Origin of the sequence: Streptomyces sp. rh34 (genome assembly GCF_002551245.1) — a bacterium.
Classification (GTDB): Bacteria; Actinomycetota; Actinomycetes; order Streptomycetales; family Streptomycetaceae; genus Streptomyces.
Window position 1 is genome coordinate 18,719 of record NZ_NTGZ01000005.1, and the last position, 13,985, is coordinate 32,703.

The window sequence follows — 13,985 nt, forward strand, 5'->3', positions numbered from 1 at the left end:
CAACGCCTCGCGGCGTTCGTTTCGGTACGTAGCCGAGCGTAGCCATGGCGTCGCAGCCTGGTGACATGAATCACGTACTTGTCCCCCGGAGGGATCCGGGGGAGCCCGTCTACCGCGCCGACTTCGCCCTCGGTGAGCACTCCGCCCGGCATCTCCGCCGCGTCCTGCGGCTCTACCTCAAGGGCTGGGAGCTGATGTTTCTCGCCGACGCCGCCGAACTGGCGCTCACCGAGCTGATCTCCAACGTCGTGCGGCACGTGCCCGACCGGCGCGGCAAGACCTTCATCTTCCGGCTGCCGCGCGGTGAGGGCGTCCGCGTCGAGGTGTCCGACAGCAGCCCGACCGTGCCCCTCGCCATCACCGGCGATCCGCTGGACGGCGGGGGCCGGGGGCTCGTCCTGGTCGATGCCGTCACCGACGAATGGGGAATCATCAAGCGGTGGGACGGCAGCGGGAAGACCGTCTGGTTCGAGTGCCTGACGCCGCCGGAGAAGGGCGGCAGCCGGTTCAGGACAGCTCGGCCAGAACCGCGTCCGTGAACGGCGTCCACGCCTCCGCCGCCCACGGCCCGAAGGCCCGGTCCGTCAGCGCGACGCAGGCCGCGCCCGCCACCGGGTCGATCCACAGGAACGTGCCCGACTGGCCGAAGTGCCCGAAGGTGGCCGGGGAGGACGAATTCCCCGTCCAGTGCGGGGACTTGGCGTCGCGGATCTCGAAGCCGAGGCCCCAGTCGTTCGGGCTCTGGTGGCCGTAGCCCGGCAGCACGCCCTTGAGGCCCGGGTGCACGACGCTCTGGGCCTCCAGGACCGTACGCGGGTCGAGGAGGCGCGGGGCCTGTACCTCGGCGGCGAAGCGGACCAGGTCGGCCACCGTGGAGACGCCGTCGCGGGCGGGGGAGCCGTCGAGGGTCGTGGACGTCATGGACAGCGGCTCCAGGACGGCCTGGCGCAGGTACTCCGCGAACGGGATGCCGGACGCCTTGGCGATGTGGTCACCCAGCACCTCGAAGCCCGCGTTGGAGTACAGGCGGCGGTTGCCGGGCGGGGCCGTCACCCGGTGCTCGTCGAAGGCGAGGCCGCTGGTGTGGGCGAGGAGGTGACGCACCGTGGAGCCCTCGGGTCCGGCCGGCTCGTCCAGCTCGACCGCCCCCTCCTCGTACGCCACCAGCGCCGCGTAGGCCGCGAGCGGCTTGGTGACCGAGGCGAGGGGGAAGCGGTGGTCGGCCGGACCGTGCGTGCCGAGGACCGTGCCGTCCGCCCGGACGACGGCGGCGGCCGCCGTCGTGACCGGCCAGGTGTCGATGATGCGCAGGCTCTCCATGGCTCCGAGCCTAACCGCCGCGCCTGCCACCGAGTCCCGGGCCCCGGGGGGTCCGGGACGGAGGCTGCGCGTCAGGCGGCGGCCAGCGGCGCGAGCCGGGTGCCGAGCGCCATGATCCGCATCGCGCGCTCCGTGGCGTCGGCCAGGAACTCGCCGCTCCTGCCGATCGCCTCCACCAGCGTCATCGGCGCGGGCAGGATCGCGCTGTACGCGTCCACGCCCACCGCCCGCACGTCCTGCGCGCCCGGCCCGATCGTCCCGGCCAGCACCAGGACCGGCACCCCGGCGGCATGGGCCCGCCGGGCGACCTCCGCCGGGATCTTCCCGCGTACGGTCTGGTGGTCGAGCGCCCCCTCCGCCGTGATCACGAAGTCCGCGCGGGCGAGGCGCGCGTCGAGGTCGAGACCGTCGAGCAGCACGTCGTAGCGGGGGAGCAGGCGCGCGCCCACGGCCGCGAGGCCGGCCCCGAGGCCACCGGACGCGCCCGTGCCGGGAGCCGTACGCAGATCGATCGCAACACCGGACCTCGGAGCCAGGTCCCGGGTGAGGACGGCGGCCAGCCGCTCCAGGCCGGCCGAGAGCAGCTCCACCTCCGCCGGGGTCGCCCCCTTCTGCGGCCCGAACACCCGGGCCACCCCGCGCTTCCCGCACAGCACGTTGTACGGGTTGCAGGCCACGAGCAGTTCCGTGCGGGCCAGCCTCGGGTCGAGGCCGGACGGGTCGATGTGCTCCAGCTCGTGCAACGCCCCGCCGCCCCGGCGCAGTTCACGGTCGTGCCGGTCGGTCAGCCGGGCCCCGAGCGCCTGCAGGGCGCCCGCGCCCCCGTCCGACGTACCCGAGTCGCCGCAGCCGACGAGGATGCGCCGGGCCCCCGCGTCCAGGGCCGCCCGGATCAGCTCGCCGACACCGTACGTGGTGGTCGCGCCCGGGTGGCGGAGGCCCGGCGGCACCAGGGCGAGGCCCGCGACGGCGGCCATCTCCACGACGGCGGTCAGCGGTCCCGGCCCGCCCAGGAGCGCGAAGTGCGAGGCGACCGGGTCGCCCACCGGGCCCGTCGCCGTGCACGGGACCAGCCGGCCGCCGCCCGCCAGGGCCAGCGCCTCCGCCGTACCCTCGCCGCCGTCGACCAGCGGGATGAGGTCGAGGTCGGCGTCGGGGATCACCCGTCGTACGCCGACGGCGATGGCCTCGGCCACCCGGGCGGCCGAGAGGGACTCCTTGAAACCGCTGGGGGCGATCGCGATGCGGTGGGTCATGGCTGGGTCTCCAGAAGGACGGGCACGCCGAGCAGTGGCCAGACGGCGAGGGCGAAGGTGAGGACGAGGGCCGCGGTGAGCGGGGCGAGGAACGCGGACAGCCGCAGCAGGTCGCGCGGGGTGTAGGTCGGGGTGCCGGGCACATCCGCGAAGAGCGCGACCGGCTTGGCCGAGGAGGGCAGCGTGTGGCAGAAACCGGCGGCGGCCGTGGAGGCCAGCGCCGCCGTGACCGGATTGACCCCGGCCCCGACCGCCGCCGCGATCACCAGCGGGACCAGCACGGAGGACCGGGCGGAGCGTGACTGGAGCGCCAGATGGGCGGCTGTGCTGACGACGACCACGCCGGTCAGGAACATCCAGGGGGGCGTGGACGCCCCCAGGGGTATCCAGCCCACCAGCCAGTCGGCCGCGCCCGAGTCGGAGAGGGCGACGCCCATCGCCATGGTGGCGGCCATGAACAGCAGCAGGGGCCAGGGAACCGTCCGCAGACCGTCCTTGAAGCGCACGGTCCCCAGCGCCGGAGAGGTCGCCACCAGCGCGCCGATGAGCGCGACCACGGCGGGCGACACCCCGTGCAGGGGCTCGCTGCACCAGAGCAGGACGACCGTCGCCAGCAGGAGCAGGCACCGGGACTCCGCCGGGCTGAACGGTCCCTCGACGGCCGTCTCGGAGTGCTCCTGGATCTGCGCCGCCGTGATGGTGACCGGACCCTTGCGGTCGGAGCGCCGGGTCGTGGTCAACAGCACCAGTTCGGCCGCGAGATGGGAGGAGACGACGGCCAGTGGCAGCCCGAGGACGAGCCACTGCACGAAGCTCAGCTGCTCCCCGGTCTGCTCCCAGAGCACCCCGACGGTGATCAGGTGCGCCCCCGCGCCGATCAGGGTCGCGACGGCCGACAGCAGGATGACCGTGGGGAAGAGCAGCGCCAGCATCACCACGAGACGGCCGCGCTCGCGCAGGGCGGCGGCCAGCGCGAGGAACACCGGGAGCGCGAGGGCGGCGCGCCCCGACGTGGCCGGCACGGCGAACGCGGTGACGACCAGTCCGGCCGTGGTCAGGTGCACCAGCTGGCGTACGGTCCTGGCCCCGCCGACCAGGAAGACGGCGGCCCGGCCGGCCAGACCGGTCCGGGTCACGGCGGCCGCCAGGACGAAGGCGCAGATCAGCAGCCACACCGTCTCGTCGCCCAGGGTGGCGAACAGGGTCTCACTGCTGATCACCCCTGTGACCGTCAGCGCCAGGCCCGCGCCGAGCGCGATGTAGGCGTCGTCCACCGGCGTGGCGATCCAGGCGGCGGTGGCCAGGGCGAAGACGGCGAGGGAGAGCCGCCCGTCGACGCCGAGGCCGGGGGTGGCGCCGGGGACGGCGAGGAGAGCGCAGAGTCCGAGGACGGCACAGAGGCCGGCGGTCTGCCGGAGTGGTAGAGGCACGCTGTACAGCCTCGGAAGGCGGGGTGAGCGCCTGATGAGCGTCCGGTGAAGGCCTTTTCATCAAGAGTGTCGAGCGGCTCACCCCCCGCCCCGGGACGACGAACGGCCCCGCCCCGGGCACGCGGGACGGGGCCTCCGGCCGGTGCCGGGATCAGGCCGGGGCTCAGGGCAGGCGGTAGCCCATGCCCCGGATCGTCTCCAGCCGCTCCGCGCCGAGCTTCCGGCGCAGCGCGCGCACGTAGACGTCCACGATGTTGGAGCCGGGGTCGAAGTCGTACCCCCACACATGGGACAGGATCTGCTCGCGCGACAGCACCTGACCGGGGTGGCGCAGGAACATCTCCAGGAGCACGAACTCGCGCGCCGTCAGATCCACCGTCCGGTCGCCCGCGCGGGCCCGGCGCGTCCGCAGGTCCAGGGCGAGGCTGCCGCTGCGCAACATGGTGACCTCGGGCGCGCGGGCGGCGGTGCGCTGCCGAAGCCGTACCCGGGCGAGCAGCTCCTCGAAGCGGAACGGCTTCGTCATCCAGTCGTCGGCCCCGCCTTCGAGCCCCGCCACCGTGTCCCGCACGGAGTCGCGGGCGGTGAGCACGATGACCGGCAGCGTGACGCGGGCCTCGCGCAGCTCCCGCAGCACGGTGAAGCCGTCCCGGCCCGGCAGGCCGATGTCGAGCACCATCAGGTCGAACCCGCCGGTCAGGGCATGGCCCAGCGCCAGGTCCCCGTCCTCGGCGACGACCGTGGTGAAGCCGTTGGCGCGCAGCCCCTTCTGGACGAACGAGGCGATGCGCTCCTCGTCCTCGGCGATCAGGATGCGATTCATGTGGCGGTCTCCAGCGTGAGTACGAAGGTGGCTCCGCCGCCCTCGGTCCGGCGTAGTTCGACGCGGCCGTGGTGACCCTCCGCGATGGCCTTGACGATGGCGAGGCCGAGCCCCGCGCCGCTCGTGCGGGTCCCGCGCCGGGACGTCCCCCGGCGGAACCTCTCGAAGATCACCTCGGCGTCCTCCGGCGGAATCCCGGGCCCGTGGTCGGCGACGTACAGCTCGACGCGGTCCGCCTCCGCCCGCGAGCCGATCCGGATGCGCCGGCCGGGCACGGTGTGCTGGACGGCGTTCTGCGCGAGCTGCACCATCGCCTGTGTCATCCGCTGCGGATCCAGGCGCACTTCGAGGTCCGCGACGCCGTCGAGCTGCCACTCCCGGTCGCCGAGGGTCCGCACCTTCACGAACACGTCGGCGGTCAGCTCCGCGAGCTGGACGGGTTCGGGGGTGACGAAGTCGGGGCGCTCGGCCCCCGCGAGCAGGAGCAGGTCCTCGACGATGCGGCTCATCCGGTCCAGCTCGTCCGTGACCAGCCGCACCGTCTCCTCCCGGTCCGCCGGGTCGTCGCCCATCAGCTCCAGGTGACCCCGGACGATGGTGATGGGGGTGCGCAGCTCGTGCCCGGCGTCGTCGACGAAGACGCGCTGCGCGGCGAACGCCCGCTCCAGCCGGTCGAGCATCGCGTTGAACGTCTCGGCGAGGGCCGCGATGTCGTCCCGGCCCTCCACGGGGATCCGCCGGGTGAGGTCCTGCTCGGTCAGTTCCGCCGCCGTCATCCGGACGATCCGGACGGGCGCGAGGATGCGTCCGGCGACGGCCCAGCCGATCCCGGTCGTCATCAGCAGCGCCACCCCGGACAGGGCGAGCAGCGTCCAGAACGTCTTGTCGGCGACGGCCCGTTCGCGCTCCGGGTGGAAGGCGACGACGAACGCCCCGGGCTGCTCGCCCGCGGCAGGTCCGATGGCGACCTTGGCCCAGCGCACCTCGCCCTGCGGGCGGTCCAGGGTTCCGGAGGAGTCCTTGGAGGCGTGGATCCGGGTGAGTGAGGCGTCGTCCTTCCACAGGGCGATGTCCGGGGGCAGCTCGCGGCGCTGCCGGATCGCGCTGGGGCGGTCGCCGGGCCGGCCGGTCAGGCCCAGCAGCTCCTCGTCGGGGTCCGCGTACTGCCGTTGCAGATAGACGCGGAGCAGCCTGTCCGCGGTGTCGAACCGGCCGCCGGTGTCGGGGTCCACCCCCTGCGGCACGAAGTTCGCGAACTCGCCGGTCTCCTGCGTGAGCAGCTGGCTGATGCGGTGGTCCACGTCCCGCTGGAGGATCGAACGCACGGTGACGGCGACCGCGCCCAGCGCGACCGCCATCACGACCAGCAACCACAGCAGGATCCGTACCCGGGCGGAAACCCTCGGCAGGCTAACCGTCATCACCGAAGTCGTCGTCATCGTCGTCGTCGGCCGCCGAGGGGCCCGGGACGACGGAGCTGTCCGGTGTGCGGGACGGAGCGGGGGAGCCGCTCGGCGTCGCGGTGTCGGCCGGCGACGTGACCCCGCTCGGCGGCGGTGTGCCGCGCGGGCTCTCCTCCAGCTGGACGGTGGGAGGCACCTTCGGTGCTTCCGAGGTGTCGGTCATGGCATAGCTGGTGGCCGCTATGCCGAGGGGCACGGCGACGACGGCTGCCAGGGCCGCCAGACGAGGTGAGAAAGCCATGCGTTCACCCTGACTGTCCCGGACGGTACGAACATGAAGCGAAGATGAACAATCCTTCATCTTCGGTGCGCTCCCCGTCCATCCGTGGGAGTGCCCGGCCCCATCCGTGGGAGTGTCCGGCCCGGGAAGACCCGCCGTTCCCGCTCGCTCCGAGCCGTTTCCCCTTGCTTCGAGTGCACTCCAAGGATCTAGCGTGGAGGACATGACGGTGATCGACAAAAGCTCCCGGAGCACTCCCGCGACCAGCGCACATCCTCCGCCCTCACCGGCGGCGGACGCCTGCGCGGCCGCCCCGAAGCCGCACCCACGCCCCGCGGGCCGGGACAGCTACACGATCAGCGAGGTCGTCGCCCTCACCGGGCTCACCGCGCACACCCTGCGCTGGTACGAGCGCATCGGGCTCATGCCCCACGTCGACCGCTCGCACACCGGCCAGCGCCGCTTCAGCAACCGCGACCTCGACTGGCTGGCCTTCGTCGGCAAGCTGCGGCTGACCGGGATGCCCGTCGCCGACATGGTCCGGTACGCGGAACTGCTGCGCGAGGGCGAGTCCACCTTCGAGGCACGGCAGGAACTGCTGGAGGCGACCCGCCGCGATGTGATCACGCGGATCGCGGAGCTCCACGACACCCTCGCCGTCCTCGACCACAAGATCGAGTTCTATGCGGGCGCCCGCAGGGCGCCGGAGAGGAACAGTGCCTGATGACCGTTGACAGGATCGCCACCGTGGAGCTGGGCGCCGGAGGGCCGCCGGTCGGCATGCAGGGCCTCGGCTGCATGGGCATGAGCGAGTTCTACGGCGACACCGACGAGCTCTCCGCCCGGGACACCCTGGACGCGGCCCTGGAGGCGGGCGTCACGCTCCTCGACACCGCCGACGCCTACGGGCGCGGGGCCAACGAGGAGTTCCTCGCGCCGTTCGTCGGGGCCCACCGGGACGAGATCACGCTCGCCACCAAATTCGCGCTGGTCCGCACCGAGGACCCGCACTACCGGGCCATCCGCAATGACCCCGCGTACATCCGCACCGCCGTCGAGGCGAGCCTGCGCCGGCTGAACACCGACGTCATCGACCTCTACTACATGCACCGCCGCGATCCGGCCGTCCCCCTCGCCGAATCGGTCGGCGCGATGGCGGAACTGATCCAACAGGGCAAGGTCAGGCAGCTCGGGCTGAGCGAGGTGACCGGCCCCGAGCTGCGCGAGGCGCACGCCGTGCACCCGATCGCCGCCCTCCAGTCCGAGTGGTCCCTCTTCAGCCGGGACGTCGAGAAGAGCGCCGTCGGCGCGGCGGCCGAGCTGGGCGTCACGCTCGTCCCGTACTCCCCGCTGGGCCGGGGCTTCCTCACCGGGGCCTTCACCGACGCGGGCAAGGACCTCGCGGCGAACGACTTCCGGGCCCACCAGCCCCGGTTCACCGGCGACAACGCCAAGACGAACGCCGCCCTGCTGGAGCCCGTGCACACCATCGCCGCCGCGCACGGGGTCACCGCCGCGCAGGTGGCCCTCGCCTGGGTCCAGCAGCGCGCCCAGGTGCACGGGCTGAACGTGGTTCCGATCCCCGGCACCCGTAAGCGCAGCCGCCTCCTGGAGAACGTCGCGGCGACCCGGCTGACCCTCACGGCGGACGAGCTGGCCGTGCTGGAGCCGATCGCGGGCCGGGTGGCGGGGGACCGCTACCCGGACATGAGCAGTACGTCGGCGGCGCGGGAGTAGCCGGGAGGCGTACGCGGTCATCGCTTGGTTCATGAAGTTCATCGCGACCGAGCCGTGCCCGAGTGAGGCCTCACGCCAGCCCCAGCGCGAACACCGCGAACCCCGCCGCGAGCAGCCCCGCCAGCGCGCGGCGGGCGTTCGCGGCGCGGGTGCCCGCCTGCCACGGAGCCTCGAAGCGGCGCGCGTACCGGGCGATCAGCACCAGCAGCCCGGCGAACACCGGCAGCCAGGCGATCCGGGCGAGGATCCAGCCCACCGTGTCCGGCGCGGTCGTCAGCCCCGCCACCGCCGTGCCCGCCGCCCCCGCGAGCGAGGCCGGTACGGCGGCGGCCAGCATCGCGGTCTGGTGCCAGCACAGGATCGTCATCGCGGACAGGTTGATCACCACGACCGGCGCCCAGAGCAGCGGCTTGCGCAACAGCCGCCCGAGCCGGTCGCGCAGCAGGATCGCCGCCCCGCTCTGCGCCGCCGCCAACGCCACCACCAGCAACGACGGCGGATGCGAGTTCGTCCGCGCCTCGCCCGGCACCCCGACCATCGACGCCGGGTAGTGGAAGGCGAGCAGCAGCGCGGCGAACAGCACCCCGCCGCCGATCAGCAGCAGCCGGGCCCCGCGCCTCCCGATCCGCCCCTCGCCCCAGGACACGCCCAGCTGATACGCGAAGAGCCAGCCGGGCAGGATGTTGAGCACGCTCAGCCAGGACGGCATCGCCTCCGCGAAGGGCCCGTAGCGCAGGAAGTCCACCACCGCGACCGACGCCAGCAGCGGCAGCGCCGCCCACCCGCCGAGCTTCCGCGCCAGCGTGACGCAGACCGGGGTGAGGGCCGTGACGACGGTGTAGACCCCGACGAACCAGAGCGGCTGGATCACCAGCGTCGACCCCGTACGCAGGGTGTCGCCCGGCACGCCCAGTGCGGACAGAACCGAGAGCAGCACCGCCCACACGGCGGTCACCCCGAGCACCGGCCGGCCGAGGCGGGCCAGCCGGCCGCCCAGCCAGGCGGCCTTCGTCGAGGTCCGGCGGCGGAAGGAGAGCACGGAGGCATACCCGCCGACGAGGAAGAAGATCCCCAGCATCTGGAGCACCCAGCTCGCGGGCGCGAGGCCGGCGAACGTCGAGAGCGGGCTCGCGTTGTGCAGGCCATCGGCGTCCAGCCGGAACCCGCCGAGCATCCAGTGACCGAGCGGCACGGCGAGCAGTGCCAGCGCCCGCAGGCCGTCGATCGCCCGGTCGCGGTGGGCGGGGGTGGACGCGTCGATACGGGCCGCGAGCCGCCGGCCGTTCTTCAGCAGGGCGCTCATCGGGCCGCGCCTTCCAGGGCCGGGGCGGCATCCAGGGCCGGGGTTCCCTCCGCGTCCGGGGCGGGCTCCACCACGTCACCGCGCGCGATGGCGGCGAAGGCCCGCAGCGAATCCGTCCCGGGCTCGAAGTAGCCGGCGTGGCCCCGCGCCTCGTCCGCCGGTACACGGCGTGCGCCGAACGCCGGATCGGCCGGGTCCGCCCCGTGGCCGAGGCCGGCGAAGCGCACGTTCGGCACGTCGTCGATCCAGTCGGTCGGGTCCTTCGCCGCCCACACCCGGGCGCTCGTCCGCAGCGCGTCCACGTCGTCGGCGCGCATGCCGGGGGAGCCGAGGACCACCAGGTCGGTGGCGGGGAGGCGGTGCGCGGCCAGGCCGCAGACCACCGAGCCGTAGCTGTGGCAGAACATCGCGGGCTCGGGCAGCCCGTCCGCCGTCAGGCCCTCCGCGAACCGGGTCAGCCGCCCGGCGCCCGCCTCCGCGAGCCGCCCGGTCGCCGCGTCGACGCCGACGCCGACGGGGGTGGTGTACCCGGCCCAGGCGATGACGGCGGTCTCCGGACCCGCCTCCGCGTGGAGCGTCCTGGCCATCCCGGGCGGGGCCCCGTGGGGAGCCGCCTTCCGGTCGAAGGTCCCGGCGTCGTTGTCGGACCCCGGCACCACCACCGAGACCCGGTGCGCCGTGCGCAGGTCCCCGAAGACCTCGGCGACCTGACCGCGTCCGCGCGGGTCGAACGCGAGGATCTGGCGGCCGGGGGCGGCGAGCGAGCGGTAACGGGGGTCGTCCTCGGCGGCCAGCGCGAGGGAGTTGGCGCGGTAGCGCAGTTCGAGGGGCGCCCCGTCGAGATTCCCGACGACGGACGGATGACGCACGAGCAGGAGTTGCCGCACGTCGGCGCTCAACCCGGCGAAGAACGAAGCGACTTCGGCGGGCGTGGCCCGCTCCGGGTCCGGCAGCCCCGCCCCCGGCGCCCGGTCCGCCCGCCACTGCGCACTGCCCGGCGGCGGCCCGGTCAGCGCCTGCTGCGCATCCGTCGAAACCCAGCCCGCGGTACCTGTCACCACGCTGGTTGCCAGTGCGAACGCGACCAGGGTCCTCGCGTATCGGCGCATCGTGCCCTCCCTCTCCGGATCCGCACCGACCGGTGCGACCGGGAGGAAGGTAGGAAGAGGACGGGTGAGGGGGCGTCACACCGGGGAGCCAACCGCGGGATGCTACCGGGGTAGGGGGTGGGGCAGGATCCGGGGCGCGGCTACGCCCCCGCGTCCCCCGGCGTCACCAGCCCCGACTCGTACGCGAAGATCACCGCCTGCGCCCGGTCCCGCAGGTCCAGCTTGGCCAGCACCCGCCCGATGTGCGTCTTGACGGTCTGCTCGGCCAGTACCAGCCGCCCCGCGATCTCCTGGTTCGACAGCCCCCGGGCGATCAGCTCCAGCACCTCGCTCTCGCGCGGGGTGAGCCCGTTCAACCGGAGCGCCTGGCCGCCGCGCGTCGCCCCGGAGGGCCGTTGCGCCGCGAAGTCCGCGATCAGCCGCCGGGTCACCGAGGGCGCGAGCAGCGCGTCCCCGGCCGCCACCACCCGTACCGCCGCGATCAGATCGGCGGGCGGGGCGTCCTTCAGCAGGAACCCGGACGCGCCGGCGCGCAGCGCCTCGTACACGTAGTCGTCCACGTCGAACGTGGTGAGCATCAGGACCTTCGGCCGGTGCACCACCCCCACCGGCGGGTTCAACAGCTCGCGCGCGGCGGCCAGTCCGTCCATCTCCGGCATCCGGACGTCCATCAGGACGACGTCGGGGTGCTGGTTGCGGCTGACGTCGACGCCCTGGCGGCCGTCCGCCGCCTCGCCCACCACGTCGATGTCGCTCTGCGCCGCCAGCAGCGCCGCGAAGCCGGCCCGCACCATGGCCTGGTCGTCGACGATGATCACGCGGATGGTCACAGGTCCTCCGAGGGGGGTGGGGCGGACGGAGACACGGCCGGAGGCAGCGGCATCCGGGCGGCCACCCGGAACCCGCCGTCGGGCAGCGGCCCGGTGTCCAGCGTGCCGCCGGTCAACCGTACGCGCTCCCGCATCCCCACCAGCCCGTGCCCGGTTCCGGCGCTCTCCAGCGGTGCGGCGGGCCTCGGCGCGGGGCCGTTGACGACCAGCACGTTCAGATGACCCGCGGAGGCCCGGACCGAGACCTGGGTGCGTGCCCCGGGCGCGTGCCGCACCACATTGGCCAGCGCCTCCTGCACGATCCGGTACGCCGACAGATCCACCGCCGACGGCACCTCGCCCAGGTCAGCGGCGAGCGACAGCTCCGCCGGCAGCCCGGCCCGTACCGTCGCCTCCACCAGCTGCTGAAGCCGGTCCAGGCCCGGCTGCGGCGCCCGGTCGCCCTCGGTGCCGTCGCTGCGCAGCACCGACAGCAGCCGCCGCATCTCGCCGAGGGACTCCCGCGCCGCCGCCGCGATCGAGGCGAACTCCTCCTGCGCGGGCTCCGAGAGCCCGGAGATCCGGTACGGCGCGGAGTCGGCCTGCACGGTGATCACCGACATGTGGTGCGCGACCACGTCGTGCAGCTCACGGGCGATCCGCGTCCGCTCCTCCAGCAGCGTGCGCTGCGCCCGCTCCGCCTCGCTGATCGTCTCCTGCTCGGCCAGCCGCCGCGTCGCCTCGCCCCGCTCCCGTACCGCCGCGCCGATGACCAGGACGACCGCGCCGAGGATCGGCAGCAGCAGGGCGCTGCCGGTGCTGCGGTCCGAGGGCGCGATCAGATGCAGGGCCGCTCCCGTCGCGGCCGTCACCGCCCAGACGGCGACGACGGTACGCCGCGTCTCGCGCAGGCCGAGGGCCAGCAGCAGGAAGAGATACGCGACCAGGACCGGCGGGGGCCACGGCCAGGTGTCGTGCCGCTCGGGCTGGTGCGCCAGCAGCACCAGCGCGCCCACGATGTCGGCCGGGAAGATGATCCACCACGCCTGCAGGGGCCGGTGGGCCAGCATCAGCAGGGGGGCGGCCTGGGCCACCCCGAGCGCCCCGGCCAGTGCGCCCGGCACGTCGTACTGCGAGGTCAGGACGTTGATGGTGACCGGGATGAAGGTCGCGGTCAGGGCGAGCACGACGGCGTACGGCAGTAGCCGCTGCCACCGCTTCGGGGCTTCCGCGAGCAGCGGGGTGGACGGATGGGACGCGTGGGACAGCCCGTGGGCGAGCTCGCGCAGATTGCGGCGGGCGGCGCTCAGCAGGCCGTCGGCGGGCGGCGGGGGCCCGGCGGGGGAAGTGGACATGGCCCGGTCAGCCTAGGCAGGCCGGGGGCCCGGGGGCGTCATACCGGGGTCGCGACCCTCGACGGGTTCGCCTCATACCCCGGTACGGGGTCACATCCCGGCGAGGACACGGGACACGGACAGCAGGTCACAGGGCACGTGGCACACGGGATACCGGGGGCACACGGGGCGCGGGATCACAGCTCCGCGAGCAGCTGGGCCTTCTTCGCGCTGTACTCGGCGTCCGTCACCAGTCCGGCCTGATGCAGCTCGCCGAGGTGATGTATCCGCTCGGCGATGTCCGCCGGATCGCGCCGCCCGGCGTTCACCAGGACCGGGGCGGAGGCGGCGGGCGCGGGCTGGGTCCGGCGTACGGATTCCAGGACGGCGGCGGCGAAGGGCAGCGACTCGTGCACAGGACCGTAGCCCAGGCCGAACAGCACGGCCGCCGGATCCTGGTCCGCGCGGGCGGCCCGAGGCTCGGCGGGCACGCCCGCGGGCACCCCGCCGTCCGCGTCCCCGGAGCCGCCGGGACCGTGCAGATCGCCCAGGCTGCCGCCGGTGCGGTGGTCGACCGGGGCCGCCGCGCGGGGCACCAGACGCAGATAGCCGTCCAGCGCCTCGGGCGAGCGCCACACGATTCCGGCCAGTTCACTCACCCGGAAGGTCTGGTCGCCGGCCTTCCACTTGGCGCTGGAGGCCCCGGTCCAGGACCACCGGAAGGAGATCCGCTCGCCGTCGAAGCTGGCCCGGCCGTCGTACGCCTTGAAGTTCATCGGGGCCTCGGGGGCCGCCACCATGAAGCGGTCGGCGCTCTCGCCGGACGCCGGGTCGAGCAGGGCCCGCAGCTCGTCCGCGTAATACTCGGCGAGCACCTCCCGCTCCGCCGGAAGGACCAGGCGATAGGGGTCGCACCCCTCCTTGAGCTGCCCGGAGGCAGCCTCCATCAGGGGATCGGCACCCGCTCTCGGCACGGCACGCAGAACCACCGTGCCCCGCTTGCCGGGGGTCAGCGTCACCGACGACAACGCCGCATACGGGATGCGGCGTTCCCGCAGGCTCTGGAAGAGCTTCGGTGTGCGGATGCCCCGTTCGAAGCGGATGAGCACGGAGTCGGTGTCGAACCCCCAGGTGGCATGAATTCCGGCCAGCGCATCACCCATGTGCCTCATCGTATGTGG

General features: G+C 73.8%; 14 protein-coding genes. 3 read left to right on the top strand and 11 right to left on the bottom strand.

Going from position 1 to position 13,985, the window contains the following annotated elements; translation table 11 throughout:
• The first annotated feature begins 65 nt into the window (after positions 1–65).
• Positions 66–539: an ATP-binding protein gene (locus CR470_RS02385; protein WP_097865917.1), complete on the top strand. Its 474-nt coding sequence runs from the start codon at positions 66–68 to the stop codon at positions 537–539.
• On the opposite strand, the gene CR470_RS02390 is transcribed toward CR470_RS02385, so the two are convergent.
• The 6 genes from CR470_RS02390 to CR470_RS02415 all read right to left on the bottom strand — a co-directional run bounded on the left by CR470_RS02390 (position 508) and on the right by CR470_RS02415 (position 6,533).
• Positions 508–1,320 (bottom strand): serine hydrolase domain-containing protein, encoded by an 813-nt coding sequence (locus CR470_RS02390; RefSeq protein ID WP_097865918.1) that lies wholly within the window; start codon positions 1,318–1,320, stop codon positions 508–510. The genes CR470_RS02385 and CR470_RS02390 overlap by 32 nt on opposite strands.
• A gap of 71 nt (positions 1,321–1,391) precedes the next feature.
• Positions 1,392–2,576 (bottom strand): glycerate kinase family protein, encoded by a 1,185-nt coding sequence (locus CR470_RS02395; RefSeq protein ID WP_097865919.1) that lies wholly within the window; start codon positions 2,574–2,576, stop codon positions 1,392–1,394.
• Positions 2,573–4,006: an SLC13 family permease gene (locus CR470_RS02400; RefSeq protein WP_097865920.1), complete on the bottom strand. Its 1,434-nt coding sequence runs from the start codon at positions 4,004–4,006 to the stop codon at positions 2,573–2,575. The genes CR470_RS02395 and CR470_RS02400 overlap by 4 nt, the downstream gene beginning before the upstream one ends.
• 163 nt (positions 4,007–4,169) lie before the next feature.
• Positions 4,170–4,829: a response regulator transcription factor gene (locus CR470_RS02405; RefSeq protein WP_073741745.1), complete on the bottom strand. Its 660-nt coding sequence runs from the start codon at positions 4,827–4,829 to the stop codon at positions 4,170–4,172.
• Entirely contained in the window at positions 4,826–6,250 is a 1,425-nt protein-coding gene (locus CR470_RS02410; RefSeq protein WP_097865921.1) for a sensor histidine kinase, read from the bottom strand. The genes CR470_RS02405 and CR470_RS02410 overlap by 4 nt, the downstream gene beginning before the upstream one ends.
• Positions 6,240–6,533: a small hydrophilic protein gene (locus CR470_RS02415; protein WP_097865922.1), complete on the bottom strand. Its 294-nt coding sequence runs from the start codon at positions 6,531–6,533 to the stop codon at positions 6,240–6,242. Before CR470_RS02415 ends, CR470_RS02410 begins: the two co-directional genes overlap by 11 nt.
• A gap of 202 nt (positions 6,534–6,735) precedes the next feature.
• Between CR470_RS02415 and CR470_RS02420 the strand changes: the two genes are divergently transcribed.
• Positions 6,736–7,236, top strand: coding sequence for a MerR family transcriptional regulator (locus tag CR470_RS02420; RefSeq protein WP_097865981.1), 501 nt, complete (start codon positions 6,736–6,738; stop codon positions 7,234–7,236).
• A complete protein-coding gene (locus CR470_RS02425; RefSeq protein ID WP_097865923.1) occupies positions 7,236–8,249 on the top strand; it encodes an aldo/keto reductase in 1,014 nt (337 codons plus the stop codon). Before CR470_RS02420 ends, CR470_RS02425 begins: the two co-directional genes overlap by 1 nt.
• A 70-nt stretch (positions 8,250–8,319) precedes the next feature.
• On the opposite strand, the gene CR470_RS02430 is transcribed toward CR470_RS02425, so the two are convergent.
• From CR470_RS02430 to CR470_RS02450, 5 genes are all read right to left on the bottom strand, one after another.
• Positions 8,320–9,552 (bottom strand): acyltransferase family protein, encoded by a 1,233-nt coding sequence (locus CR470_RS02430; protein ID WP_097865924.1) that lies wholly within the window; start codon positions 9,550–9,552, stop codon positions 8,320–8,322.
• A complete protein-coding gene (locus CR470_RS02435) occupies positions 9,549–10,661 on the bottom strand; it encodes an alpha/beta hydrolase (protein ID WP_097865925.1) in 1,113 nt (370 codons plus the stop codon). Before CR470_RS02435 ends, CR470_RS02430 begins: the two co-directional genes overlap by 4 nt.
• A 140-nt stretch (positions 10,662–10,801) precedes the next feature.
• Positions 10,802–11,491 carry a response regulator gene (locus CR470_RS02440; protein WP_050361318.1) on the bottom strand — a complete coding sequence of 230 codons (690 nt, stop codon included), beginning with the start codon at positions 11,489–11,491 and terminating at the stop codon, positions 10,802–10,804.
• On the bottom strand, positions 11,488–12,825 hold the full coding sequence (locus CR470_RS02445; protein ID WP_097865926.1) for a sensor histidine kinase: 1,338 nt from the start codon (positions 12,823–12,825) through the stop codon (positions 11,488–11,490). The genes CR470_RS02440 and CR470_RS02445 overlap by 4 nt, the downstream gene beginning before the upstream one ends.
• A gap of 176 nt (positions 12,826–13,001) precedes the next feature.
• A complete protein-coding gene (locus tag CR470_RS02450; protein WP_097865927.1) occupies positions 13,002–13,967 on the bottom strand; it encodes a DUF4429 domain-containing protein in 966 nt (321 codons plus the stop codon).
• Between the last annotated feature and the right edge of the window lie 18 nt (positions 13,968–13,985).